Source organism: Novosphingobium sp. fls2-241-R2A-195 (assembly GCF_030209485.1).
GTDB classification, from domain to species: Bacteria; Pseudomonadota; Alphaproteobacteria; order Sphingomonadales; family Sphingomonadaceae; genus Novosphingobium; species Novosphingobium resinovorum.
In genome coordinates this window covers 27,669-52,727 of the sequence record NZ_JARVRY010000003.1, presented here as the reverse complement: position 1 = coordinate 52,727, position 25,059 = coordinate 27,669, and the positions used below count along the sequence as shown (strand labels likewise).

Here is a 25,059-nt window from a genome sequence, read left to right as displayed (position 1 = left end):
TAGTTTAGGCATGAAGCAATTCAGGAGAGACATCCATGCGTATTGCGTGCCTCGGCGGCGGACCTGCCGGTATCTACTTCGCGATCTCGATGAAGCTGCGCGATCCCGCGCATGAGGTCCACGTCTTCGAACGCAACCGCGAGGGCGACACCTTCGGCTGGGGCGTGGTGTTCTCCGACCAGACGCTGGTGAACCTGCAGGCGAACGACCCGGTCAGCGCCGCCACCATCGTCGACAGCTTCGCGCACTGGGACGACGTGGACGTCACCGTGGGCGAGAACACCGTCAGTTCCTCGGGCCACGGCTTCATCGGCATCGGCCGCAAGCACCTGCTGCAGATCCTGCAGGCGCGCGCCGCCGAACTGGGCGTGATCATGCACTTCGAGACGCAGTTCAGCGACGACCTCTCGCAGTTCGCGGACTTCGACCTGATCGTGGCGGCGGACGGCATCAATTCGATGGTGCGCACCGCCAATGAAGAGAAGTTCGGCGTCGATATCCAGACAAAGACCAACAAGTTCTCCTGGCTGGGCACCACCAAGCTGTTCGATGCCTTCGCCTTCATCTTCGAGAAGACCCACGCAGGCTGGATCTGGGCACACGCCTATCGCTTCGACGAGACGCACTCGACCTTCATCGTCGAATGCTCGCCCGAAACGTGGACCGGCCTTGGCCTCGACGTGATGGAGCAGGCCGATTCGATCGCGCTGTGCGAGACAATCTTCGCCCGCCATCTGGACGGCCACCCGCTGATCTCCAACGCCACGCACTTGCGCGGCTCGGCGGCGTGGATCAACTTCCGCCGCGTGATCTGCAAGCAGTGGTCTTTCGACAACGTCGTGCTGCTTGGGGATGCCGCCCACACCGCGCACTTCTCGATCGGTTCGGGCACCAAACTCGCGCTGGAAGACGCGATCAAGCTGGCGCAAGTGCTGGACCGCCCCGGGATTACCGGACGCGAGGAACTGGCCGCCGCGCTCGCCGAATATCAGGCGGAGCGTCATGTCGAGGTGCTCAAGATCCAGAACTCGGCCCGCAATTCGACCGAGTGGTTCGAGACGCTGGATCGCTACCTCGGCTTCGACCTGCCGCAGTTCGCCTATTCGCTGATGACCCGCTCGCAGCGCGTCAGCCACGAGAACCTGCGCCTGCGCGACCGCACCTGGCTGGAAGGGCTGGAACGCTGGTTCTGGGCGGGCAACGAAGGGCGCAACGTGCCGGTGCAGCCGATGTTCACGCCTTACACCCTGCGCGGGATGACGGTGCCCAATCGCGTCGTGATCCCGGCGATGTTGACTTATTCCGCCGATGCGGACGGCTACGCCAACGACTTCCACTCGGTCCACTACGGTTCGCGCGCGCTGGGCGGTGCCGGTCTGGTGGTCACGGAGATGCTCGCCGTCGCGCCAGAGGGCCGCACCACCCCCGCCTGCCCCGGCCTGTGGCATGACGGTCAGGCCGAGCGCTGGACCGCCTTCAACCAGTTCGCGCACCAGCACTCGGCGACGAAGACCTGCGCTCAGATCGGCCATGCCGGTGCCCGCGCCGCGTGTCAGGTGCCCGGTGAAGGTGTGGGCTACGACGTGCCGATGGACGCGCCGTGGCCGACCGTCTCCGCCAGCGCGCAGGCGTGGCGCAAGGGCGGCACGGTCCCGCAGGCATTGGACGCGAAGGGCATGGACCGGATCGTCCAGCAATTCGTCGCGACCGTCATGCTGGCCGACAACGCTGGCTTCGACATGCTCGAAGTGCAGGCGGGCCACGGCAACCTGCTCTCGGCCTTCATCACCCCGGTGATGAACGCGCGTGACGACGCCTTCGGCGGCTCCCTTGAAAACCGCATGCGTTTCCCGCTGCGCGTGATCGAGGCGGTGCGCGCCGCATGGCCGCAGGACAAGCCGCTGGCGGTGCGCATTTCCGCCAACGACTGGGTCGGCGAAGCGGGCGTGACCCCTGCCGAGGCGGTCGAGATCGCCAGGCTGCTGCGCGAAGCGGGCGTGGACATCGTCGACGTTTCCGCCGGTGAGACCGCGCCCGAAGGCCGCCCGGTCTACGGCCGCATGTTCCAGACCCCGTTCGCCGACCAGATCCGCAACGAGGCAGGCGTACCGACGATCGCGGTGGGCAACATCGCCGATGCCGATCAGGTCAACTCGATCCTGACGGCGGGCCGCGCCGATCTCGTCGCGCTGGGCCGCACGCACCTGTTCGACCCGGTGTGGACGCTGCGCGCGGCGGCCTCGGCCGGGTATGAGGAACAGCCGATCCCCGCGCCCTACAAACTGGGCCAGCAGATGGCGATGCGCGCTGCGAAACAGGCGGAGGGCGCACGGGCCTGACCCTCGCGCCCGGCGGCCGGGGCTTCGACAAGCTCAGCCTGAGCGGAATTGGGAGGTTCATTCCAACCTCGCTCAGCCCGAGCGGATTTGGGAGGTCTGTTGCCAACGTCCGCTCACCCTGAGCTTGTCGAAGGGTCTGCTTCAACGCAGGGTTGCTTGCCCGAAAGAAACTTTATGCCTGCAGGAATCGACATAATCGCATCCTCCGCTATGGAGCCTCCTGGAGAACGAGGAGCCTTGGCGACGATGGACAAGACGATTCCCGGCGGCACGACGGCTGCAGGCACGCTCGACTTGCGCGTCTGGGTTCGCCTGCTTGACTGCGCGAAGATCATCGAGAAACGCCTGCGCCGCAATTTCGAGGACCAGTTCTCCACCACCCTGCCCCGCTTCGACATCCTCGCGACGCTGGACCGCGCGCCGGACGGCCTGCGCATGGGCGAACTGTCGCGCGCGCTGCTCGTCTCCAACGGCAACGTCACCGCGATCGTGCGCCAGTTGCAGGAACAGGGCCTCGTCTCTTCGTACACCGATCCGGAAGACGCCCGCTCCGCCATCGTCTCGCTCACGCCGAACGGCCGCGTCCAGTTCGCCGTACTGGCAGAGGCCCATCACGGCTGGGTGCGCGAAGCCCTCGCCGACTTTCCCGAGGACAGCCAGCGCCAGCTTCTGACCCTGCTGACCCAGCTCAAGACTTCCATTCTCTAGGACCTCTCGCCGATGCCTTTCACCACCTCCACGCAAGTGCGCTTCGCGCATGTCGACCCAGCGGGGATCGTCTTCTACCCCCGCTACTTCGAGATGCTGAACGGCGCGGTGGAAGACTGGTTCGCGCAGGACCTCGGCATGGACTTCGCATCCATGCATCTGGAACACCACATCGGCGTGCCGACGGTGAAGCTGGACGTCGAATTCGTCTCGCCCAGCCGCCTCGGCGACCGGCTGGAGATGACCGTCACCGCCAAGCGCCTCGGCCGTACCAGCTGCGGGATCGAAGTCGTGTTCGCCGGTGAAGGCCGCGACCGCCTGCGCGCGCAAGTGGTGCTGGTCTGCATGGACCTGAACGACCACCGCCCGGTCGAATGGCCCGCCCATGTGCGCGAAAGGATCGAGGCGGGGCTGGTTCCGGCCTGACCCACGCACAATTCCACTGGTTCATGGAGGCTTAAGCGGCGATAGGCTTCTCGTTCGCACTTATCGCCCAGGATCCACGACCAATGCAATCGACGCCGCCCCGGTGGGCCACAACCGTTCCCACTGGCACCGCGACGCCTGTTGCCACGATCACTCCGGCGCTCGTGGAACTGCGCCGCTCCGGCCCGGCGATCCGGCCGCAGGTCTGGGGCGCGATGCTGCTGAGCCTTGCCGTCCTGACCGTGCTGATGCACCGCGCGCAACTCGTCATCGATCCGTGGCAGGCAGGCAATCGGCCATTCTACGCCGCGGGTCTGCTGGCCCTGCTCGCACGCTTCGCGCTGCCCCGCACCAGTTGGCGCCATGCGCTGCCGCTCGCGCATTTCAGCGAGTACGCCGCGATTTTCACGATGATCTCGCTGATGGGCGCGACCGCCAGCTACCCGGTGGCGGCCCTGACCAGCGGCTATGCCGACGAACGGCTTCAGGCGATCGACGTGGCCATGGGGTTCGACTGGGTGAGCCTCTACCGCCTCGTCGCCGCGCATCCGGTGCTGCAGGCGGTGGGCACGGTGGTCTATCGCAGCATCTACGTCACCCCCGCCGTGCTGCTGTGGTGCGCGGCGCGGGGCGGGCGGCATGACGAGGCCTATCGCTTCATCGCCGGGTTCTGGCTGGCCACGATCATCACCCTGCTGCTGTTCAGCCTGATGCCCGCCATCGGCCCGTTCTCCTACCTGTGGCATGCTGCGATCCCCTACATGCCCGAAAGCGAGCAGTGGCAGGAGGGCCTGATCCCGGCGCTAAGGGCCTATCAGGTTCACGTCGTCGATCTGGGCCACTTGCGCGGGATCGTCTCGGCGCCGAGTTTCCATACGGCGGCGGCGGTGCTCTACATCGCGGCGGGCTGGCGCATTCCAGCGCTGCGCTGGTGGATCGTTGGGCTCAATGCAGGGATGCTGCTGTCCACGCCGGTCGAGGGCACGCATTACCTGGTCGATATGGTGTTCGGCGCGGGGGTCGCAGGGATCGCCCTGTCGCTCATGGCCTGCCACCGGCGGCTGACGGCCTAGGCTGCGTGGACAAATTCGGACAGTCAGCGAACGCCCCGTTGCGGATGTTGGCCTATGAACAGATAAAGCTCAAATGAACATATCTTCTGAGCGTTTGCGTAAATGGGAGCCACTCAATGACCTACCCGAGCAAATGCTCGGCAGTGTCCATTTGTCGTCTGACGGCAGGACACTCCTAGCAACAGCCCAATACGACGACACAGTTGTGGCCTGCCCGGTGCGCCTCATGTTCGGAAGCATAGAGGCGGTTAAAGTTTATGAGGAATTCTCAGACCCGGCAATTTTCAGTCCTGCATCGTTAATGCCTGACCCGATCCTACGAGCAGTCCCTTGGCCTTTTCAGGAAGTCATAGGCTCAGAATGGATTGCCAGAGTATTGCGCAGAACGGCGCGCTTTACGGCCGGGAGTGGCGGCATTTCGTCATAGTGACGTTGGACGTGACCGTGCATGTCATGACAGATTCTCCAGTAGAGGCTCAGCGATTGCTCGGCTGACCACCGGCAACTTACCACCCAAACGTGACCTCCACACACCGAGGCTTCATTCGTTTGACCGAAACAATCAGTGCTTGTGCTCGGGAAGGCCTTTGCGTTTGGTGGAGGCGAAATCCTCGAGTTGCCGTTCGGTCATGGACGCCGCCATTTCCTTCGAAGCGCCCTGAAGCTTCGACATGGGCATTTCGCCGCGCTTCGCGGACAGGGCGGCTCCGGCGGCTTTCTGCTGGGCTTTGGACCTTGCGGGCATTGCGGGTTCCTCGTTGATACCGGTTCCCTGTTCAATGCGCCGAGGTCCTCGCGGGATCCCGCGCGTGCGGATCAGGCGAAAAAGCGCACGAGTTCCAAGGCCGTCTCCTGCGGGTCGTCCTGCACCGGGAAGCCGCTCGCGTCCGAAAGCACCACGCTGCGCACATCGCGAAGATTTGCCTCTGCGGTCGGGCGATACTTGAAGAAGAACGTGTCGTGCCCGCCGTAAAGCAGCAGGGTGGGCGCGGTGATCCGGCGCATGAGTTCTACGAAATCGGTGTATGCGACGCCGCGTTCGTGCGGGCGGATCCAGCGTCCGGCCCGAGCGCGGCTGGCGTTCTGCTCGGCGCCGATGCGCTCGAAGTCGCGCAGACCGAAGATGTCGCGGGCCAGCCCCGGATCGCCGGGCAGAGGATCGCCCTCGGCGGTGAACATCGCGGCCTGGCCCTTTTCCTTGGCAGCGACCTGCTCGTGCGTGCTCGCCGGGCCGAGGACGCAGCATGGCAGGGCCAGCCGCCGCACGCGCTCCGGCGCGAGCGCCGCCATGGCGACTGCCACGCAGCCACCGAGCGACGTCCCCACGAGGTCGACCTGGGGCAGTCCCATGTCCTGAAGCGCGCCAAGCACCAGTGTCGCCGTTTCCATTACGGTCTGGACTTGCGGCGGTGTTCCCTGCCAGCGCGAGGCACCGTGGCCGGGCAAGTCGATGGCGATAACGCGACGACCACGCGCAAGCGCGGGTGCCACGTCGCGCCAGTCTGCGACCCAGCCGCCCAGCTTGTGCAGTAGGACTACGGGCAGCGCCGCGCCGTCCTCTCCCAGCGAGACGTAATGGAGTTCTCCCCCCGCGCGGCGCACCGTTCCGGCGCCGGTCCATGGCGCCGCCGGATACTGCGGCGGTTGCTCTCCTGCCTGCGCAGCGGCAGGCAGGGTGGCGAGGGCCGCTGCCCCAAGGGTCATGCCACCGGCAAACGCGCGTCGAGTGACCACCCGGGTCTCCTTGTTTCGATCCAGAGCGAGTGTCCGGAGCGGAACGCGCAAGGTCGAGCCGCCCTGCGGCTGCTATCCGCCTGACGACGACCGGAGCCTTTCGCGGCGTCCGGTCGATCCGGGCAAGGTTAGACCTTTGCGCTTTCTGGGCGGTCTGGGGCCGCGCGACCCGGCATGGAGCATTCCGGCATGAAGCATATCCTCGCAAGCTTTGCCGCCGGTACGGCGCTGCTGCTCGGCGGCTGCGGCGATCCGGCGCTGTCTCCGGCGGGCGTGGACAAGCTGACATATCACAACAGCGCCGGGCGCGAGGGCTGGAACGACCGGGAGAGGATGCTCACCCCGGCGGCAGTGGCGGGCGGACAGTTCGGCGAGATCTGGCAGTCGCCGAGGCTGGATTTCCACAGAAGCACGCCGCCGCGCCTGTTTGCGTCCCCGCTCTACGTCAGCGCGCTGCACTTCGACGAGGGCGCGCAGGCGGGCCAGACGCTGCGCGTCGCTTTCGTCGTCAGCAGCACCGGCTATGCCTATGCTATCCACGCCGGGCAGCGCGCCGGCCTTTCTGCCGGAACGATCCTGTGGAAGCGCAGGCTGACCGCCGATCCATGCCAGGACGGCCAGTTCGGCAACCTCTCCACGCCGGTGATCGACCGCTCCGCCAACCGGCTCTACGTCACCAGTTGCCGGGGCGACTGGACCTGGGACGTCCATGCGCTGGACCTGCGGACCGGGGAGGAAGTTTCAGGCTGGCCGGTAGAGATCAGCCACCGCACCGTCACGGCTCAGGTCAACCGCAACGGCGTCAGCCGCTTCGTGCCGGGCCAAATCTACTACCAGCGCGGCGCTCTCAACCTGAGCCGCGACGGCGGGCGCCTTTACGTGGCGTTCGGGCCTGACCTCCAAGGCTTCCTCGTATCGGTCGATACCGCTGCTCACCGGGTGGCGAGCGCCTTCTCCTCGATGCCGCGTGCGGACTTGCAGCAGGGCGGCATGTGGGGCGCGTCCGGCCCGGCGATCGACGCGCAGGGGCGCATCTATATCGCTACCGGGGCCAGCTTCCTTTCCGCCCTCGAGAAGCGTGGCATCCCGGGCGTATTCCCTGAAGTCGCGGGTGCCTGGGGGCAATCGATCCTGCAGTTCCGCGACGATCCCAAGGCTGGCCTGCGGCTGACGGGCACGTATTCGCCGTTCAACTATTGCCAGACGGCCGCGTCCGACATCGACATCGCGGGGAGCGGCGCGGTCCTGTTCGACCTCGATCGCGGCAGCGCGGGCACGCCGCACCTGCTGACGCTGGGGGCGGGCAAGCAGGGCAACGCCTATCTGCTCGATCGCGATCACATGCCCGGCGGCACCCATAAGCGCCATACCTGCAGCACCGATCCAGCAAGCGACGGCTCGCTCCTTGCGCCGGGCGTGCAGCCGGAACTGAAGTCGCGCGGTCCAGTGGTGGTGTTCGAGCCGTATTCGGACAGCATCGGGATGGTGAACTCCGCCAAGAGCCGCGCCACGCTCGCCCATTTCCGCAATCGCCTCGGCGAGCACTACCTGTTCCTTGCGGGCAGCGCCAAGACCGGCCCGGACTTCGGCACCAACGTGCCGCCCAGCCTCGTGCGGGTCCGGGTGATGACACGCAAGAGCGAGCCGGCCTACCTCAAGGTTGACGGGCGCGAGATGACGGTGACGATGCAGAACCCCGGCTCGCCGGTGGTCTCCAGCAATGGCGGCGAGAACGGCGTGGTCTGGGTGCTGGACACCAATGTGCCGCGCAGCGTCGACATCTACCAGCCCGATGCCCCGGGCGCACGCCTCCATGCCTTCGACGCAAAGAGCCTGAAACCGCTGTGGCAGAGCGGCGATGCGCTGTTCACCTCGGGCAAGTACAACGAGCCAGCCGTAGTGGATGGCATGGTGCTGGTCGGCACCGACCGGCTGCAGGCATTCGGGCTGCGGGCGCCGGGAGCCGTGGCCCCGCAACTCCAGCATCCCGCCGCCGCCTCGGCCGCGAACGTGGGCAAGTCGCTGTTCGACGGGCGCTGCGCGGCCTGCCATTCGAAAGCCGGATCGGGAGCGCCGCCGGTCTCAGTGATCGCCGGATACGCGCAGGCGCAGATCGTCTATGCACTCAAGGTGGGCAAGATGAAGGAGATGGGCTCCGGCCTCGACGACGCGCAACTGGCGCAGATCGCCGCCTATGTCCACTCGACTTCTGCGAAGTAAGTGAAGGCTTCTGCGAAGGTCGCAAACCTGTTCCCTGACAGCGCTGACACGGCTAGAGGTGCGGCCCCGCATCCGGCGGCCGCATGACCAAGAGCAGGAGAGTCCGTTGACCGTTTCCACCCGCAAGCCCCTGCGCGTTGCGATCCTCGGCGCCGGAATGATCGGCGAGATCCACCGCCGTGCGGCATTGCTGGCCGGTGTCGAACTGGTCGGCGTCATGGCGTCCTCTCCCGAACGGTCCGCCGCGGCGGCGGCGCAGTGGGGCACGCTGGCCATCGGCTCGCTGGAGGAACTGGCGGGGCTCGGCCTCGATGTCGTCCACGTCTGCAGCCCCAACAGCCTGCACGCAGCCCATGTCGAGGCGGCGTTGGCGGCCGGTGCGCACGTGATCTGCGAGAAGCCGCTGGCCGTCGGCACCGAAGAGGCGCTGCATCTCGACACCCTCGCCACCGAGGCGGGCAGGATCGCTACGGTGCCCTTCGTCTACCGTTTCCATCCGCTGGTGCGCGAGATTCGCGCGCGGCGCGAGGCGGGCGAGTTCGGCGCGTGGCAATTGCTTCACGGCAGCTACCTGCAGGACTGGCTGCTCTCGCCGAACGCGACCAGCTGGCGTGTCGATGCATCGAAGGGTGGGCGCAGCCGGGCCTTCGCCGACATCGGCTCGCACTGGTGCGACCTCATGGAATTCGTAACCGGCGAGCGCATCGCCTCGGTCATGGCGGCGATGACGATCACCGTGCCGGAGCGTCCCGCAGTGTCGCAGGGCAGTTTCTCGGGCGGGGCGGCCACCGGGCCGCTGGTGAAGGTCGATACCGAGGACGCCGCGACCATCCTGTTCCGCACGGCTTCGGGCGTGCTGGGCAGCGCCGTGATCTCGCAGGTCTCGGCGGGCCGCAAGAACCGGCTGTGGTTCGAGTTCGACGGCGCGCACAAGTCCGCCGTCTTCGATCAGGAGAACCCCGAGACGGTCTGGCTCGGCACCGAGGATTCGGCCGAAACACTGTTCCGCAGTCCGGGCGCAGGTGCGGCCGACGCGCGCCGCCTTTCCAGCCTGCCGCCGGGCCATGCGCAGGGTTATGCCCAGTGCTTCGAGAACTTCGTTGCCGACACGTACGCTGCCGTGCGCGGGGAGGCACCTGCCGGTCTGCCGACGTTCGCCGACGGTCTGCGCTCGGCCCGCATCATCGACGCGGTGATTCGGTCGACGGACACCAATACCTGGATCGACGTGCCCGCCGCCTGATGCGAGTGGCCTGCCGCTATGCGGCAGGCCATCCCCGTGCCGTCAGGACTCGGCCTTCTCCGCGTTCCACTGCGCGAAGGTGGGGCGGGTCATCTGGAACAGGTCCGTGGTGCGCGCATACCAGCCCGCGCCGTGAACGCGCGCGACGAGGTTCATCGCCAGCGTATCGACATGCAGCTTCTCGGCATCGATGAAGGCGTCGTCGATGTGGAAGCGCAGCACTTCGCCCAGCGCGATGGTGGTCTTCTCCGTTTCGACGGCCTCGTAGAGACGGCACTCCATCGCCACCGGCGCGGTCGCGATGCGCGGGGCGCCGATCACGCTGGAGGGCAGGGTCGGGATACCCGCTGCCGCCAGTTCGTCGAATTCGGGCGGGCCATCGATGCAAGTGAAGTTCATCGCCGCACTGTCGGCCTCGGAGACGAGGTTCACCACGAACTCCCCGGTTTCGAGGATGTTGGCGGCGCTGTCCTTGTGCGTGCCGTCGGGGCGGCGCATCATGCCCAGCACGATCAGCGGCGGCTCGGCGCTCATCATGTTGAAGAAGCTGTAGGGCGCGGCATTGCGCAGCCCCGCGCCCGACACCGTCGTCACCCACGCTATCGGGCGCGGGGTGATGCTGGAGCCCATCAGCTTGTAGCGATCGGGGCCGGAGACTTTGGAGAAATCGAATTCCACTTGGCTTATTCCCCCGAACGGGTGACCGCGCGGCGCGGTGCGACGTTGACCTTCAGTTCGAACACGTCGGGCCGTGCGTAGTGGCCGACGACGTCGAAGTCGTACTTGCCGCGCACGACCTGCGCCGGTTCGATGTCCGCATAGAGGATCGTTTCGGCCGAATAGTCCGGTCCCGCAAGCACCGTGCCCAGAGGGTCCACGATCATCGAGCCGCCGCGCAGCAGCACCGTCTCGGGATCGTCGCCCAGCGCGCAGTCGTAGTCGGCCGGGTAGGCGCCGCGCGTGACGTGCTGGCAGGCCGAGAGCACGAAGCAGCGTCCCTCCAGCGCGATGTGCTGCATGGTCGAGGGCCAGGCGTCGCGGTCGTCGGCGGTGGGGGCGCAGTAGATGGAGATGCCCTGATCGTACATCGCCATGCGCATCATGGGCATGTAGTTTTCCCAGCAGATCACCGCGCCGACCTTGCCGAAGGGCGTGTCGAAGACCGGCAGCGTGGAGCCGTCGCCGAAGCCCCAGATCAGGCGTTCCGCGCCGGTCGGCATGAGCTTGCGGTGCTTGCCGACGAGGCCCTTGTCGCCGTCGAAGAACAGCGCGGTGCAGTAGACGGTGCCGCCGTCGCGCTCGATCACGCCGATGACGACGAAGGCGCCGGTCTCGGCGGTGGCTTCGGCGAGCAGGTCCACTTCGGGGCCGTTCAGGTCGATCGCGGCTTCGTGATAGGCGCGGAAGTCCTCGCGGCCCTGGGGCTTGCGCATGCCGACCGGCGTGCCGAACGAGGCGCCCTTGGGATAGCCGCCGAGGAACGCCTCGGGAAACACCATCAAGGCCGCGCCGCCTGCGGCTGACTTGCGGATCAGGCCGGCGGCCTTTTCGGCGGCGGCGAGAGAATCGGTCGGGATCGATGCGGCCTGGATAACGGCGGCCTTGAAGGGGGCTGCCTTAAACGATGCGGACATGCGGCGCTCCTTTGCAAAAATCACAGGGAATCTGCGGTTCACATAAGGGACAATAGTTGCATTTGACACTTTATTCAAATTATTTTAGGTCTGTAATATCTCGCAGATGGAGGCACCCATGGCCGATCAGAGCTACGACCAGTACCGTGAGGAAATGATCGGCCGCGCGAACGTGGCGGACACGCCCGAACTGGTGGCCTATTACGAGCGCCTGAAGCAGCTGGGCACCGGCGCGCTGTGGACCGTGGCGAACAAGATCGAACCGTGGGAGCCGATCTCCACCTCGGTGCCGTATCTGTGGCGCTACAAGGACCTGCGCGACGACGTGATGAAGGCGCTCGACCTCGTCACGCCGGAGCAGGCGGGGCGCCGCGTCGTCTATCTGGAGAACCCCGGCCGTGCAGACGTGGTCGCCGCCGTGGGCTGGCTCTACTCGGGCCTGCAGGTGATGGGGCCGGGCGAACTCGCCTCCAGCCACCGCCATTCCGCCTCCGCGCTGCGCTTCATCATGGAGGGCGAGGGCGCCTTCACCAATGTCGACGGGCACAAGATGACGCTGGGCGCCAACGACTTCGTGCTCACCCCCAACGGCACCTGGCACGAACATGGCGTCGCCGAGGGCGGCACCCCGTGCATCTGGCAGGACGGTCTCGACATTCCGCTGATGAACGCGCTGGAAGCCAACTTCTACGAGGTTCATCCCGATCTGCAGCAGGCGGTCTCCTACCCGGTCGACGATTCCACCGCGACCTGGGCGGGCACCGGCCTGCGCCCGGCGGGCATGGCGTGGTCCAAGCCCTATTCGCCGCTGTTCAAATACGAATGGGCGCCCACTTACGAGGCGCTGACGAAATACGCACGAGTCACCGACGGGTCGCCCTTCGACGGTGTGATGATGGAATACGTCAATCCGCATACCGGCGGTCCGGTGATGCAGACGATCGGCGCCTCCATGCAGCTGCTGCGCCCCGGCGAGCGGACGAAGGCCCACCGCCAGACCGGCAGCTTCGTCTACCAGTGCGCCAAGGGGAAGGGCTGGTCGATCATCAACGGCCAGCGCTTCGACTGGCAGGAACGCGACATCTTCGTGGTTCCCGCCTGGATGTACCACGAACACGCGAACGCCTCGGACACCGAGGATGCGTGCCTGTTCACCTTCAACGACCTGCCCGTGATGCGCGCCCTTGGCCTCTACCGCGAGGAAGCGCTGGCGGAAAACGGCGGTTACCAGCCGATCCTGACCTGATTTTCAACTCAACACGATAACCTTCGGGGGAATAGCCCAATGCGTCTCGTTACTTACCGTGCCAATGTCGAAGCCGAAGCCCGGCTCGGCGCTCTCGTCTCCGGCTTCGGCGGCGATCTCGTGCTCGACCTCGAACTGTTCGGCGAGGAAATGGGCGTTCCCTTCCCCGCGACCATGCTGGAGTTCATCGACCTCGGCCCGCAGGCCGTGGCGATCGCCTCCAAGCTGATCGAGCAGGCCGAGGGCCTGTTCCCGCTCGGCACCGCGATCCCCTTCGCCAACGTGATCCTGCTCGCGCCGATCCCGCGTCCGCGCAAGAACATCTTCGGTATCGGCCTCAACTACACCGAGCACGTCGCCGAGAGCGCCAAGTCGCTCGACACCTCGCCCGAACTGCCGCGCCAGCCGGTGATCTTCTCCAAGCCGCCGACCTCGGTGATCGCTCCGGGCGAGCCGATCCGCCACAACGGCGAGATCACCCAGCAGCTCGACTGGGAAGTCGAACTCGCCGCGATCATCGGCACCCGCGCCAAGGGCGTCGCCCGTGAGGACGCGCTGAACTACGTGTTCGGCTATACCGTCTGCATCGACATGAGCGCGCGCGACTGCCGCCGTGCCGGCCAGTGGATCTACTCCAAGGGCCAGGACACTTTCGCGCCGATGGGGCCGGTCGTGGTCACCGCCGACGAGCTGGGCGATCCGCAGACCCTCGACCTCTCGCTCACCGTCAACGGCGTGACCAAGCAGTCGAGCAACACCGCCTTCATGCTGTTCAAGGTCGACGAACTGGTCGCCGACATCTCGAAGGGCATCACCCTTGAGCCGGGCGACATCATCGCCACCGGCACTCCGGCGGGCGTCGGCGCGGGCATGGACCCGCAGGAGTGGGTCTGGCCGGGCGACGTGATCACAGCGACCGTCGAGAAGATCGGCTCGCTGACCCACTCGGTCATCAAGGCCTGAACAGAGCTTCCCGAAAGGGGAGAACATCCTCCCTGACTTTCAAGCGGGGGCCTTTTCGAAGGCCCCCGTTTTTTCATGGCAGTCCGTCGTCGCGAACGCAGCGATCCGGAGCGTAAGCGTCCTCAGCTATATCCTCGTCATCCCCGCGAAAGCGGGGACCCAGCTGATGCCGGTGCAACAGGAACCGTCAGGAGATGGGTTCCCGCCTTCGCGGGAATGACGATAAGGGGTGGTAAGCGGACAATCAGGCTGGATGAAACTTCCAACCGCCGCCTGTCAGATCAGGTTGGCTATCTGCAAATTTATCGTCGAAGCCAGATTCCCATGGGAATCTTCCGTCTCGGTCAGGCCATACGAGTTGCAGGCAATCGAAGTCATCATTTCCGTAAAACCATCGGTTCCAGCCTAAATGCTCTTCATAGGATGATTTGGCGACGGGCAGCAGAACTGCGTCAGCGTTTCCAAATATGCCGTGAACCCTTGTTCCAGCCTCGGGCCGGGTTCCGGCCTCAATCTCGCGCCAAATGTCCCATAGGATGGAATGAGACACATCTTTGGACAGTGAAAAGAGGATGATCTCGGGATAGCCATGGTTGACCGAAAAGCCGGTCGTATATGAGAAATCCGGATGCTCGTCCTTCCCGTCGAAAACCCGAGTGTGAAACCAGCCGTGGTCCTTGATGACGTTCAGGAACTGACGCTCACCTTCATCAAGTGTTTCATCGGGTCTTTGCAGTGCTGTGTTCATATCGATTTGGTGCCCTAATGGCCCGTGGTTCTCAATGGCTGATTTGGGGCGGTTTCGGATAGTCCGCTTTCCTACAGGCAGCGCTGTCCAATACACTGCGCCCATGCTCCATCCGATCGCGCCGCATCGCACAAGGTAGTGACACCTCTCCCCCACAAGCTGACACATCGACCGCCAAATGTGTCACCTTGCACCTCTAACGTGACACATTCCGGCCCAAAGTGACGCCCTTTCCCCCTTGACCGTGTAAACCGTGTAAACCGTGTAAACCTGCGTCACCTTGCAAGGCCCGAAACGACCACCGGCCCGCCTCCCCATCGGGAGCCGGGCCGGCAGCATCATTCCGAAAAAAAGCGAAGGGTCAGGCCACCGTCTCGGGCACCCCGGCCTTCTCGAAGACCATGCCGCGCCAGTTGTCGTCGGCGGCCTCCTGGCAGGTTTCGCGGTAGGCCTTGAAGCCGCCGGTGTACATCGTCAGCCCGCGTGCCTTGCCCGCCACGTTGGCGCCGGTGTACCAGGTGTTCGCCTTGCGCACCAAGGTATTGAGCGAGAGTTCGTGGACGTGCTCCATCCACTCGTGCTCGGCCTCGGCGGTGGGTTCCATGGCGGTCAGGCCAGACCTGCGCATGTGCTCGATCGCGCCGGCCAGCCAGTTCACGTTCTGCTCGTTGATGGTGAAGATGTTCGCCAGCGCCGAGGGGCCGTTGGGGCCGCAGACGATGAACAGGTTGGGGAAGTCCTTCATCATCAGGCCGAGGTAGGAGTGCGCGCCGCCCTTCCATTCCTCGTTGATCGTCTTGCCATCCCGGCCCACCACGTCGAACGCCATCAGCGCGCCGGTGAGGCCGTCATAGCCGGTGGCGAGGATCAGCATGTCCAGCTCGATCTCGCGGCTTGCGGTGCGCACGCCCTTCTCGGTCAGGCCGACGATCGGCTCCTTGAAGCAGTCGACGAGGCTGACGTGCTCCTCGTTGTAGGTCTCGTAGTAGTTGGTATCGAGGCAGGCACGGCGCGCGAAGATCGGGTAGCCGCGCGGCTTCAGCGTCTCGGCGGTGGCGGGGTCGGTGACCACTTCGCTGATCTTGCCGCGCACGAATTCGGCGACCTGCTCGTTGGCTTCCTCGTTCTGCATGAGGTCGGAGAACGAGCCGAGGAACGTGTGGCCGCCGTTCTGCCACGCCGATTCCATGATCTTCACGCGCTGCTCGGGCGGCAGGCTGAAGTAGGGGCGCGTGGTCGCCGGGCGCACGCCGCCGAGCGGGCTGTTCTTCGCCGCCACGCGCATCGCGGGCAGGTTGCGCTTGATCTCGGCGGTGTACTCGTCCGAGTGCTTGTGGTTGCGCATCGGCATGGTGAAGCTGGGGGTGCGCTGGAACACGAAAAGCTCCTTCGCCTCCTGCGCCACCACCGGGATGATCTGGATGCCGGTGGAACCGACGCCGACCACGCCCACGCGCTTGCCCTCGTAGCTTACCGGCTCCTTGGGCCAGCGGCCGGAATAGTAGAGTTCGCCCTTGAAGCTGTCGAAGTCCTCGAAGTCGGGGCGCTTGGGCACCGAGAGCGGGCCGGTGGCCATGACGGCATAGGTCGCCTCGAAGGTCTTGCCGGTCTCGGTCCCGAAGGTCCAGACCTGCCGCGCCTCGTCGTATTCGGCCCGGCTGACGCGGGTGTCGAACAGGTAGTCCTTGCGCAGTTCATGGCGGTCGGCGACGAAGTTGATGTATTCGAGGATCTCGGGCTGGGCCGCGAACTGCTCGGACCACGACCACTCGGCATCGACTTCGGGCGAGAAGGTGTAGCAGTAGTCGATCGTCAGCAGATCGCAGCGCGCACCGGGATAGCGGTTCCAGTACCAGACGCCGCCGACGTTATCGCCCGCCTCGATGCCGAGCACCGAGAGGCCCATCTCACGCAGCTTGTACACGGCGTAGAGACCGCCGATGCCCGCGCCGACGACGACCGCATCGTACGTGCCGTCGATGCCCTTGTTAGCAACTTCAACCATTTCGCCCATCATCTCCTGGCATCAACTTTTGGGGGAGGCTCGATCCACCGACTATGCCGCAAGGGGCTGCGGTGGACCGACCGTTGGGGCCCCTGCGGACCCAAAATCACATTCGTGAGAGCGCCTTCACGCGGCCGCTACGAAGCGGGCGACATGGTGCTCCGCCGAGCCGTAGGCGCAGTCGAGCATCATCTGCCGCTTGAGGTGATGGCTGATGATAAGCTCGTCCGAGAAGCCGACGCCGCCGTGAAGCTGCACCGCCTGCCGCCCGACATAGAGCCCGCATTGCCCCACCCGCGCCTTGGCGGCCGAGACAACGCGGCGGCGCTCCGCCGCGGGAAGGCCCAAGCTGAGCGTGGCGCGGTAGGACATCGATCGCGCCTCCTCCAGCGCGATTCCCATGTCCACGGCGCGGTGCTGTAGCGACTGGAAGCTGCCGATCGCGACGCCGAACTGCTTGCGGGTGCGCAGGTATTCCAGCGTGGCCGCGTGGGCCGCCTCCATCGATCCGACCGCCTCGGCGAGATGCGCGCAGATCGCCTTGTCGACCGCGAGTTCCACCTTCGGGAGCGCCGCGCCCGCCTCGCCAATCAGCACGGCGGTGACGCCGTCGAGCTTCAGGCGGGCGTGGCGGTGCTGGTCGATGGCGCGGAAGCGCGAGACGGTGAGGCCCGGCGCATCGGCGCGCACGAGGAACAGGCTGATGCCCGCATCGGTCTTCGCGGTGACGACGAACCAGTCGGCGTCGGCGCCGTCCTCGACGTGCAGCTTCTCGCCCGTCAGGGTCCAGTCGGTGCCGTTGCCGGTCGCGGCACACTCGACCCAGCCGAAGTCGTAGCCGCCATCGAGTTCGAGCAGGCCCGCGGCCGCCTTCGCGCTGCCCTCGCCGATGGCGGCGAGCAAGTCGGCGGCGGCGGGATCGCCGCTCACCAGCGCGGGGACGAGCACGGCGTTGGCGACGTAGGAGGTCGGGATCAGGTGGCGGCCGACGCCCTCCATGATCGCCATGACATCCACCGCCGAGCCGCCAAGGCCGCCGTCGTCCTCGGCGATCGGCAGCATCAGCCAGCCGAGTTCAGCCATTTGCGCGGCGGTGCGCGCGGTGAGGTCGTCGAAGTTTGCGAGCAGCTTGAGCCGGTCGCTGGATGGCCACAAGTCCGCGCCGAGGCGGTTGGCGCTGTCGGCCAGCATGCGCTGTTCGTCGGAATATTCGAAGTTCATGGCAGCCTCACAGACCCAGCGCGCGGCGGGCGATGATGTTGTGCTGGATCTCGCTCGATCCGCCGTAGATCGAGGTGACGCGCGAATAGAGGGCGCCCTGCATGCCGTAGGGCATGTCGGCGGGGCCTTCTCCTTCAAGCGCCCGGAAATGCGCCGCCTCGGGGCCGAGAGCATCCATCCACAGCGCGGTGGCGCGCTGGTAGAGGTCAGACCAGCGCAGCTTGACCATCGAGCCGCGCGGGCCGGAATCCGCGCCCGAGGCGAGGTCCGCCAGCAGGCGCAGCACCATGGTTTCGAGCGCCATCGCCTCGATCTCCAGCTGCGCGAGCTGCGCGGCGAAGGCGGGCGTCTCGATCAGCGGCACGCCGCCGATCTTGCGGGCGCGCGCGGCATCGCGCACGCCGTCGAGCACTTGCGGCAGGTGGATCGCGGTGGCCGAGCAGACCATGCGCTCGCGGTCGAGCAGCACCTTGCCGTATTCCCAGCCCTTGCCCTCGGTGCCGACGAGGTTCGTTACCGGCACCCGCACGTCGTCGAGGAAGACTTCGTTGGTGGTGTACTTCTCGTCCATCGTCTCGATCTTGCGGATCGCGATGCCGGGCGTCTTCATGTCCACCAGCAGCAGCGAGATGCCCTGCTGGCGCTTGGGTTCCTGCGAGGTGCGGGCGAGCACGAACATGTGGCTGGCGACCTGTGCGTAGCTGGTCCACATCTTCTGCCCGTTGAGGACGTAGTGGTCGCCGTCGCGCACCGCCGTGGTGCGCAGCGAGGCGAGGTCGGACCCCGCGCCCGGCTCGGAATAGCCCTGGCACCACCAGTCGTCGGCATTGATGATGCCGGGCAGGTAGCGGTCCTTCAGCTCCTGCGAACCGTAGGTGAAGATGATCGGGCCGATCAGTTCGAGGCCCTGGTGGAACTGGATCGGCGCCCCGGCGCGGGCGGATTCGCTTTCGAAGATGTAGTTCTGCGCCGGGGTCCAGCCGGGGCCGCCGTACTCGACGGGCCAAGTCGGCGCGCCCCAGCCCTTCGCGGCGAGCGCCTTCTGGTAGGCGATCAGTTCGGCCGGTTCGAGCCGGAGCCCGGCGCGCACGCGGGTGAGCCATTCGGCGGGCACGGTCTTCGCGAAGAAGGCGCGCACCTCGTCGCGGAAGGCCAGTTCGGCGGGGGTGAAATCGAGGTCCATGGGCTGCTGACTGCCTTGAGCGCCCGCCTCATTTCCAGCCCGAGGGCCTTTGCGGCCCCGCTAATTTCAAGTGTGATTGTCCGGAACGTAAATCGCCTCGGCAATCCCGCGCGCGTCGAGGCCGGTGATCGCCAGCATGCGCCCGGCGTCGGGGTGGTCGGACTTCAGCTTGTGGCCGGAATCGGCGATGGTGGTGACGTAGAGCGTCGCCATGTCCTCACCCCCGAAGGCGGGGCACGAAGGATAGGGCACCGGCACGTCGATGCTGCGCAGCAATTCGCCCTGCGGCGAGATGCAGCCGATCCGCTGCGTCGTCACCAGCGCCACCCACAGGCGGCCTTCGGCATCGACGGTGGCGCCGTCCGGAGCGCCTACGCGCGCACAGTCGAAGAAGTCCTCGCGCGCGCACAGCGCCCCGGTCTGTGGGTCGTAGGAGTAGCGGCGGATCATGCCTTCGAGGGTGTCGGTGAGGTAGAGCCAATTGCCGCACGGCGAGAAGCATATCGCGTTCGTCAGCTTCATCCCGGCTTCGACCCGCGTGCCGTTGCCATCCGGATCGAGCCGCCAGACGGTGGCGAGCGCCTCCTCCTGCCCGCCCTGCTGCATGGTGCCCGAGAGGAACCGCCCCTGCCGGTCGGCCTTGCCATCGTTGAAGCGGATCGCTCCGGTGCCGATCGGCGGGCGGGCCAGCGGCTGCACCGCGCCCTCTGCGTCGATCAGCGCGAAGTGATCGACGAAGGCGGCGACGAGGCCCCTGTCCGCCAGCCCGATCGAGCCGACCGCGCAATCGAACGTCCAGTCGCGCTGCACCCGGCCGTCGGCATCGGCGGCGATGACGCGGTTGTGGCGGATATCCACCCACCACAGCCAGCCGCGCCGCGCGTCCCACACGGGGCTTTCGCCGAGATCGTTGGCGATGTCGGTGAAGAAGGAGATGTCCATCGCGTCAGGCCCTGCCCGTGTGGAACAACATAGTCATTCCCGCGAAGGCGGGAACCCAACTGGTGAAGGCGCCTGTTGCACGGCCATCAGATGGGTCCCCGCCTTCGCGGGGATGACGAAAGGGGATGCGGTTGAACACGATCAAGCTCCCTCCCGCTCGGCGACGGCGCGCATGACGGCGGGGATGCCGTCGGTGCAGGCATGGAGGCCGAGGTGCGCGACCAGTTGGAACACTTGCGCGATCTCCTCCGCCGAGGCCCCGGCATCCAATGCGCTGCGCACTTCGACGCGCACCGCGCTTTCGTTGAGATGCGTGGGCGAAGCCGCCAGCGCCAGCCGGATCAGCGCGCGCTCGCAAGGGGTAAGGCGCGAGGTCCGGTCCGCCGTCGCCTGAAGCTGGGCCAGCGCCGAGGCCCACTCCGGCGAGACGCGCGCGGCGGCCGAGAGCCAGTCCTGGGGTCCGGCGAGCGGCGTCCCGCGCGCCGCCAGTTCCTGCGCCAGCACGTCCATGCCCAAGGCTACGCTGTCGAGCCCCTGCAGCGTCGCGATCTGCAGCACTTCGACCAGTTCGGCCGGACTGCAACCGATATCCAGCGCGATGCGGATATGCACCTCCAGCCCGGCCGCGAACAAATGCGTGGTAGAGCCATCGACGGCGACGTAGATCAGCTCGCGCATCCGCGCCGAGAGCGGTCCGGTGCGCGCAGGCGCGGAGGAATAGGCGAGGTAGGCTTCCAGCCACTCGGGGCTATATTCCAGCAGCCCTTCGTTGAACTCCACCCAGTATCCGCGCGCCTCGATATAGGCGCGCTTGAATGCCTGCTTTTCCGCTTCGGTCTTCACGGCTCATCCTCTCTCCACGAACGGAGAGGATGAGCGCGCCGTCCCTCGCGCTGTCGATCTCCGCGCGGAACCGGGCGCGAAAATCATCAGCGTGATTGACCGCACCGTATCGTCATTGCGAGCGCAGCGAAGCAACCCTGGGCGGTTTACGTAACTCTGGATTGCTTCGCTGCGCTCGCAATGACGAACGAGGGGGGCAACCCCTACTCGGCCGCCTGCGCGTAGTCCTGTTCCTCGCGGATCGCCTTGAACTCGGCGATGCACTCCTTCATCGCTTCGATGATGTCGTACTGCGCGCGCGAGATGCGATCCGCAAAGCCACCGACGCCGATCGCCAGCGGAATGCCGTGGATCTTCTCGCCCAGCGTCATCGAGATCGACGACACTTCCTGCGTCGGCTTGTTGGCGAGATAGGCATAGCCCGTATGCCGGGTCCAGCGGATCTCGCGCATCAGGTCGGCAAGGTCGAAGCGCTGGCGCTCTGCCAGCTGGTAGTAGTTGGTGTAGCGGCAGATCTTGTCGATCTCGCGGTCCTTCATCTCGCTCATCAGCGCGAGGCCGCCAGCGGAATCGACCAGCAGGCGCATCGTGCCGACCGGCGGCGGCAGCTTGAACTCGTGGTCCGGCGCCTTGAGGATGATGTACTGCACGAACAGGTCGTTCTGGGTGCTGAGGCCCACCGTCTCGTTGGTGCGGCGCTGCAGTTCTTCCACCAGCCAGCGGTAGCTCTCGTCCGAATAGACGTAGCCCGGCAGCCAGTTGCCCAGCGCGCCGACGCGCATCGTCGGCAGGTAGGTGCGGGTCATGCGGTTGTAGTTGAGATAGCCCATCACCACCATGCTCTTGAGCAGGTTGGTGGCGCTGGACTGCGGGTAGCCGAGCGTGGTGTAGACCTCGTGCAGCCGCATGGGCCTGCGCTCTTCCGCGAAGAGTTCGAGAACCTCTAGCGTGCGCGATGCGGACTTGACCGTTCGCCGGATCATCAGCCTCTCCATGTATGCCCGCTATCGTGCGCGGCTTCGTTGCGACCAGTGTTAGCCCGATCCGGTGCGGGAACGGAATGTCCCTTCCGCCATATCACATATGTGATGGTGAGGCACCCGGCATCGAAACCCTGTTCCTATTCCCCCTGTGATATTCGGCCCGCGTCCGGCGCTCCTTTTTGCGGCCCGCGCCGCGCCGTCTAACCGGGTCGAAACGAGAACCTCGCCGATCGGCGAAGACGGACACGTTTTGGGAAAGGACGAAGGCGCGATGATGGGCCTGATGCAATGCCTGCCGCTGACCATCGGCAGCGTGATCGACCATGCGGCGCGCAACCACGGCGCCACCGAAGTGGTCTCGCGCCGCGTGGACGGCAGCTTTGAGCGCAGCACCTGGGCACAAGTGGCGCAGCGCTCCCGCCGACTGGCGACGGCGCTCGACGCGCTGGGCACCGCCCCCGGCGACCGGATCGCAAGCCTGGCGTGGAACCGCATCCCGCACCTCGAACTCTACTACGGCGTCCCCGCCAGCGGCCGGGTGCTGCACACGCTGAACCCGCGCCTGTTCGAGGAGCAGATCCGCTACGTCCTCGCCGACGGCGGTGCGCGGGTGCTGTTCGTGGACCCGGACCTGCTGGCGCTGGCCGAGGGCGTGCTGGCGATCCATGACGCGCCGGTCACCGTCGTCGTGCTCTGCGCGCGAGAGGACATGCCCGCATCCACCCGCGACGATCTCATCGCCTACGAAGACCTGATCGCCGCCGCCGATCCGCTCGCCGCCTGGCCCGACCTCGACGAGCGGACGGCCTCCAGCCTGTGCTACACTTCCGGCACCACCGGCGCGCCCAAGGGCGTGCTCTATAGCCACCGCTCGACGGTGCTGCATGCGATGTCGCTGATGACGGCGGACTCGATGGCGCTTTCGGCGCGCGACAATGCGCTGCTGCTGCCGCCGATGTTCCACGTCAATTCATGGGGCGTGCCTTATGGCTCGGCGATGTGCGGGGCCAAGCTGGTGCTGCCGGGCGCGCAGCTCGACGGCGCCTCGCTCCACGCGCTGCTGCGGGACGAGGCGATCACCTTCTCGCTCGGCGTGCCGACCGTGTGGTTCTCCATCCTCGACCAGATCGAGCGCACCGCCACGGCAGAGGAACGCGGGGCACTGCGCCTCGAACGCGTGTTCATGGGCGGCGCGGCGACCCCGCGCGCGCTGGTGCAGCGCTTCCGCGACCTGCTCGGCGTCGAGACGATGCAGGCCTGGGGCATGACCGAGACCAGTCCGGTCGTCGCCGTCACCCGTCCGATGGGCCGCCACCACGGCCAGCCGTGGGAAGAGGAACTGGACCTGCGCGCCAAGGCCGGGCGCTGCCTGTTCGGCTGCGAGGTCGGGGTGGCGGATGCGGACGGCAACGTCACCGGCCCCGGCGCCGATGCGGTGGGCGCGCTGGTCGTGCGCGGGCATTGGGTGACGAACGGTTACTTCGGCAAGGAACCCGGCTCCGCGCTCGATGCGCAGGGCTGGTTCGACAGCGGCGATATCGCCCGCATCGACGCCGACGGTTTCGTCCAGATCACCGACCGCTCGAAGGACGTCATCAAGTCGGGCGGCGAGTGGATCTCCTCGATCGACCTTGAGAACGCCGCCGTCGCGCACCCCGCCGTCAAGGAGGCCGCCGTGATCGGCGTGCCCCATCCGCGCTGGCAGGAACGGCCGCTGCTGCTGCTCGTGCTCCAGCCGGGCGAGGCGGTGACCCGCGAGGCGATGCTCGCCCACCTCACCGAGCACGTCGCGCGCTGGTGGCTCCCCGACGACATCGTGACGGTGGACGAGTTGCCACACACCGGTTCGGGCAAGGTCATCAAGTCCGAACTGCGCGACCAGTACCGCCACCACCTAGATCCCGCGCAGTGAAACAGTGAAAATGCCCCCGTCATCCCGGCGCATGCCGGGACCGTGGGCGGCCTTTAGGAGCGACTTTGCGTCGGGGCGCCCTGACGTGGGGTATCACCTCAAGACTTGCCCACGGTCCCGGCGTGCGCCGGGATGACGGGATTGCAGCCGATGCATTCAATGACAGGACCGCTCTCGTGACCACCATCTACGCCGTCGCCGCCGCCCGCACCGCCATTGGATCGTTCGGCGGTTCGCTCAGGGACCAGACGCCGGGAGACCTCGGCGCTCACGCCGCCCGCGCTGCGCTTGCCCGTTCCGGCGTGGCGGCCGATGCGGTCGGCCATGTCGTGTTCGGGCACGTCATCACCACGCACCCGCGCGACCACTTCGTCGCCCGCATCGCCGCGCTCGGCGCCGGGCTGCCGGTGGAGACGCCCGCGCTGACCGTCAACCGGCTGTGCGGATCGGGACTGCAGGCGATCATCTCGGCCGCGCAGGCGATCATGCTGGGCGACTGCAACGTGGCGATCGCAGGCGGCACCGAGGTCATGAGCCGCGCGCCGTTCTACCTCCCCGACATGCGCTGGGGCCGCAAGATGGGCGACGGCGCGGCGATCGACGGACTGAACGGCGCGCTCACCGATCCCTTCCACGAGATCCTGATGGGGGTAACGGCGGAGAACGTCGCCGCACGCCACGGGATCACCCGCGAACAGCAGGACGCCCTCGCCCTCACCAGCCAGACCCGCGCCGCGCGCGCGATCGCGGAAGGGCGCTTCCGCGAGCAGATCGCCCCGTTCGAACTGAAGACCGGCGCGGGCACCCGCCTGTTCGAAGAGGACGAATACGTCCGCCGCGATGCCACCCTTGCCGACTTCGAGACGCTGCGCACGGTGTTCCGCAAGACCGAGGGCACCGTCACCGCCGGCAATGCCTCGGGCATCAACGACGGCGCGGCGGCGGTCGTGCTCGCCAGCGAGCAGGCGGTCCGCGACCATGGCCTGACGCCGCTGGCCCGGCTGGTGTCCTACGGCCACGCGGGGGTAGAGCCCGAATACATGGGCATCGGCCCGGTCCCGGCGACCCGCGCGGCGCTGGCACGGGCGGGGCTTGACGTGGCCGACCTCGACGTGATCGAGGCCAACGAGGCCTTCGCCGCGCAGGCCTGCGCGGTGGCGCAGGAACTCGGGCTCGATCCGGAGAAGGTCAACCCCAACGGCAGCGGCATCGCGCTGGGCCATCCGGTCGGTGCGACGGGAGCGATCATCGCCACCAAGCTGTTCCACGAACTGCGCCGGACCAGCGGGCGCTATGGCCTGACGACGATGTGCATCGGCGGCGGCCAGGGCATCGCGGCGATCTGGGAAGGCATGACCTGACCCCCCGGAAACTGGAGCACCTTGCCTTAGAGTTTGCGCCTTGATCTCGCTTGCGCCAAGTCGCTGAACAGGTGACGCAGCACGACAAACTGGTCCTGGCATAGCAGCCGCCTGCCGGGCTCGGCCCGGCATGGGTTTCCCGCGAACTGCCTAGTCTGCAGCAGGCGTTGAAGGATTTTGGGGCTCATGCGCGGTAAATTGAAAATTTTTATTCAATACGACCCCAGCACTTTATCGAAAATATGTTGTCGCAATAATCTCGAACATGATTGATG

General features: G+C 66.4%; 21 protein-coding genes. 10 read left to right on the top strand and 11 right to left on the bottom strand.

Annotated elements, in window-relative coordinates; genetic code table 11:
* The first annotated feature begins 35 nt into the window (after window positions 1–35).
* From QRN25_RS02275 to QRN25_RS02260, 4 genes are all read left to right on the top strand, one after another.
* Entirely contained in the window at window positions 36–2,339 is a 2,304-nt protein-coding gene (locus tag QRN25_RS02275; RefSeq protein WP_285017280.1) for a bifunctional salicylyl-CoA 5-hydroxylase/oxidoreductase, read from the top strand.
* A gap of 246 nt (window positions 2,340–2,585) precedes the next feature.
* On the top strand, window positions 2,586–3,047 hold the full coding sequence (locus tag QRN25_RS02270) for a MarR family winged helix-turn-helix transcriptional regulator (protein ID WP_285017279.1): 462 nt from the start codon (window positions 2,586–2,588) through the stop codon (window positions 3,045–3,047).
* 12 nt (window positions 3,048–3,059) lie between these two features.
* Complete coding sequence (locus tag QRN25_RS02265) at window positions 3,060–3,473, top strand: acyl-CoA thioesterase (RefSeq protein WP_285017278.1); 414 nt, start codon at window positions 3,060–3,062, stop codon at window positions 3,471–3,473.
* Between the two features lie 83 nt (window positions 3,474–3,556).
* Window positions 3,557–4,546 (top strand): phosphatase PAP2 family protein, encoded by a 990-nt coding sequence (locus QRN25_RS02260; protein ID WP_285017277.1) that lies wholly within the window; start codon window positions 3,557–3,559, stop codon window positions 4,544–4,546.
* Window positions 4,547–5,108: 562 nt separating this feature from the next.
* Here the strand turns inward: QRN25_RS02260 and QRN25_RS02255 are convergent.
* Both QRN25_RS02255 and QRN25_RS02250 read right to left on the bottom strand, forming a co-directional pair.
* A complete protein-coding gene (locus tag QRN25_RS02255; protein ID WP_271183852.1) occupies window positions 5,109–5,291 on the bottom strand; it encodes a DUF3008 family protein in 183 nt (60 codons plus the stop codon).
* Window positions 5,292–5,362: 71 nt separating this feature from the next.
* Window positions 5,363–6,280 carry an alpha/beta fold hydrolase gene (locus tag QRN25_RS02250; RefSeq protein ID WP_285017274.1) on the bottom strand — a complete coding sequence of 306 codons (918 nt, stop codon included), beginning with the start codon at window positions 6,278–6,280 and terminating at the stop codon, window positions 5,363–5,365.
* Between the two features lie 189 nt (window positions 6,281–6,469).
* Between QRN25_RS02250 and QRN25_RS02245 the strand changes: the two genes are divergently transcribed.
* Together QRN25_RS02245 and QRN25_RS02240 are read left to right on the top strand one after the other, a co-directional pair.
* Entirely contained in the window at window positions 6,470–8,500 is a 2,031-nt protein-coding gene (locus QRN25_RS02245) for a c-type cytochrome (protein ID WP_285017272.1), read from the top strand.
* Window positions 8,501–8,606: 106 nt separating this feature from the next.
* Window positions 8,607–9,743 carry a Gfo/Idh/MocA family protein gene (locus QRN25_RS02240; RefSeq protein WP_285017270.1) on the top strand — a complete coding sequence of 379 codons (1,137 nt, stop codon included), beginning with the start codon at window positions 8,607–8,609 and terminating at the stop codon, window positions 9,741–9,743.
* Between the two features lie 42 nt (window positions 9,744–9,785).
* On the opposite strand, the gene QRN25_RS02235 is transcribed toward QRN25_RS02240, so the two are convergent.
* The gene (locus tag QRN25_RS02235) at window positions 9,786–10,421 is read right to left on the bottom strand and encodes a flavin reductase family protein (protein WP_036526609.1); all 636 of its coding nucleotides are present in this window, start codon (window positions 10,419–10,421) and stop codon (window positions 9,786–9,788) included.
* Window positions 10,422–10,426: 5 nt separating this feature from the next.
* Window positions 10,427–11,377 (bottom strand): carbon-nitrogen hydrolase family protein, encoded by a 951-nt coding sequence (locus QRN25_RS02230; protein WP_285017265.1) that lies wholly within the window; start codon window positions 11,375–11,377, stop codon window positions 10,427–10,429.
* 118 nt (window positions 11,378–11,495) lie between these two features.
* Here QRN25_RS02230 and QRN25_RS02225 point away from each other — a divergent pair, with 118 nt between their 5' ends.
* Window positions 11,496–12,623 carry a cupin domain-containing protein gene (locus QRN25_RS02225; RefSeq protein ID WP_285017263.1) on the top strand — a complete coding sequence of 376 codons (1,128 nt, stop codon included), beginning with the start codon at window positions 11,496–11,498 and terminating at the stop codon, window positions 12,621–12,623.
* 39 nt (window positions 12,624–12,662) lie between these two features.
* Window positions 12,663–13,586, top strand: a complete 924-nt coding sequence (locus QRN25_RS02220; protein WP_008832878.1) for a fumarylacetoacetate hydrolase family protein — start codon at window positions 12,663–12,665, stop codon at window positions 13,584–13,586.
* A 244-nt stretch (window positions 13,587–13,830) separates the two neighbouring features.
* Here QRN25_RS02220 and QRN25_RS02215 read toward each other — a convergent pair whose 3' ends face one another.
* The 7 genes from QRN25_RS02215 to QRN25_RS02185 all read right to left on the bottom strand — a co-directional run bounded on the left by QRN25_RS02215 (window position 13,831) and on the right by QRN25_RS02185 (window position 21,511).
* Window positions 13,831–14,334 carry a DUF4262 domain-containing protein gene (locus QRN25_RS02215; RefSeq protein ID WP_285017260.1) on the bottom strand — a complete coding sequence of 168 codons (504 nt, stop codon included), beginning with the start codon at window positions 14,332–14,334 and terminating at the stop codon, window positions 13,831–13,833.
* Between the two features lie 361 nt (window positions 14,335–14,695).
* Entirely contained in the window at window positions 14,696–16,339 is a 1,644-nt protein-coding gene (locus QRN25_RS02210) for a flavin-containing monooxygenase (RefSeq protein WP_285017258.1), read from the bottom strand.
* Window positions 16,340–16,465: 126 nt separating this feature from the next.
* Entirely contained in the window at window positions 16,466–17,560 is a 1,095-nt protein-coding gene (locus tag QRN25_RS02205; protein WP_285017256.1) for an acyl-CoA dehydrogenase family protein, read from the bottom strand.
* A 7-nt stretch (window positions 17,561–17,567) separates the two neighbouring features.
* The gene (locus QRN25_RS02200; RefSeq protein WP_271183841.1) at window positions 17,568–18,743 is read right to left on the bottom strand and encodes an acyl-CoA dehydrogenase family protein; all 1,176 of its coding nucleotides are present in this window, start codon (window positions 18,741–18,743) and stop codon (window positions 17,568–17,570) included.
* 66 nt (window positions 18,744–18,809) lie between these two features.
* Complete coding sequence (locus tag QRN25_RS02195) at window positions 18,810–19,685, bottom strand: SMP-30/gluconolactonase/LRE family protein (protein ID WP_285017254.1); 876 nt, start codon at window positions 19,683–19,685, stop codon at window positions 18,810–18,812.
* A 141-nt stretch (window positions 19,686–19,826) separates the two neighbouring features.
* Window positions 19,827–20,528 (bottom strand): carboxymuconolactone decarboxylase family protein, encoded by a 702-nt coding sequence (locus QRN25_RS02190; RefSeq protein ID WP_285017251.1) that lies wholly within the window; start codon window positions 20,526–20,528, stop codon window positions 19,827–19,829.
* 203 nt (window positions 20,529–20,731) lie between these two features.
* Window positions 20,732–21,511, bottom strand: a complete 780-nt coding sequence (locus QRN25_RS02185; RefSeq protein WP_271183838.1) for an IclR family transcriptional regulator — start codon at window positions 21,509–21,511, stop codon at window positions 20,732–20,734.
* 250 nt (window positions 21,512–21,761) lie between these two features.
* Here QRN25_RS02185 and QRN25_RS02180 point away from each other — a divergent pair, with 250 nt between their 5' ends.
* Entirely contained in the window at window positions 21,762–23,423 is a 1,662-nt protein-coding gene (locus QRN25_RS02180; protein WP_285017249.1) for a long-chain fatty acid--CoA ligase, read from the top strand.
* 176 nt (window positions 23,424–23,599) lie between these two features.
* Window positions 23,600–24,784: a beta-ketothiolase BktB gene (gene bktB, locus QRN25_RS02175; protein ID WP_285017248.1), complete on the top strand. Its 1,185-nt coding sequence runs from the start codon at window positions 23,600–23,602 to the stop codon at window positions 24,782–24,784.
* Window positions 24,785–25,059 lie beyond the last annotated feature (275 nt).